We start from the raw sequence: 1,165 nt of genomic DNA, 5'->3' as shown, positions 1-1,165 counted from the left end.
CGGGCCGGGCGGTCGCCGTGCGGGAGCGCCGACCACGGGCGTCGAAGTACTCCTACGACGCGTTGAAGATCCTGCAGGTGGTGTGGGCGGCGTCGGGGGGCCAATGCGGCAAATACCTGGCCGCGTCGATGCTGCTGCACCTCGACGCTCTCGAACGGCACGGTGAACTCGTCGACGGTATCGATCGATACAGCCCGCTGGTGCGCGGCGAGTTGGTGGCGATGTCGGCAGCCACGATCGACCGTTATCTGAAACCGACCCGCGCCAAGGACGGCATATCGGGGATTTCGACCACGAAACCATCGGTGTTGCTGCGTCATTCGATCACGGTGCGACGCGCCGGCGACGAGGTCGAAGCCGAACCGGGGTTCTTCGAGGGAGACACCGTCGCGCACTGCGGACCGACGCTCAAGGGCGAGTTCGCGCGCACGTTCAACCTGACCGATGTGTATACCGGGTGGACGTTCACCCGCACGATCCGTAACAACGCCCACACCCACATCCTGTCCGCGTTGACCGCCGCTGCCGACGAGATACCTTTCGGGATAACGGGTCTTGACTTCGACAACGGCACCGAGTTCCTCAACCACGATGTCATCGGGTGGGCCGGTAGCCGCGGGATCTACTTCACCCGCTCGCGCCCGTACAAGAAGAACGACCAGGCCACGATCGAGTCGAAGAACAACCACGTCGTGCGCAAATACGCGTTCTACTACCGGTATGACACCGACACCGAACGCGTCGTGCTCAACCGACTGTGGCGGTTGGTCAACGACCGGATGAACTACCTGACACCCACGATCAAACCCGTCGGGTTCGCTACCACTGCCCGTGGGAAACGTCGACGGACCTACGACCGACCTGCCACCCCGTTCGAGCGGCTCCTGGCATCCGGGGTCCTCTCACCTGCCCAGCAGGCCGACCTGTATGCCTACCGCGACACCCTCAACCCCGCACGGATCGGCCGCGAGATCGCCGCCCTCCAGGATCAACTGCTCCTGCTGGCCAAAGCCAAAACCGAACAACTCCACCTCGACCAGTTTCCCTCCGCCCTCCCCAACGTCCGCAAGGGCGTCCGAGTCGCCACCGGCTGACAATTTTCGCGGGCAAACCAACCTGAGGCATCAGGACAGCTTCGCGGGCATATTGACATGAGGCATTACGG

Annotated in this window: 1 protein-coding gene; it reads left to right on the top strand. The window is 63.4% G+C overall.

Translation table 11 applies throughout. From position 1 onward, the window contains the following. On the top strand, nucleotides 1-1,094 hold a 1,094-nt coding region (locus MB1_RS24755), incomplete at its 5' end, for an integrase catalytic domain-containing protein (protein WP_218000318.1). Nucleotides 1,095-1,165 lie beyond the last annotated feature (71 nt).

Origin of the sequence: Millisia brevis NBRC 105863 (assembly GCF_001552615.1) — a bacterium.
GTDB classification, from domain to species: Bacteria; Actinomycetota; Actinomycetes; order Mycobacteriales; family Mycobacteriaceae; genus Millisia; species Millisia brevis.
Note: the sequence above shows the minus strand (reverse complement) of the source record. Positions and strands in the feature narration are given on the sequence as shown.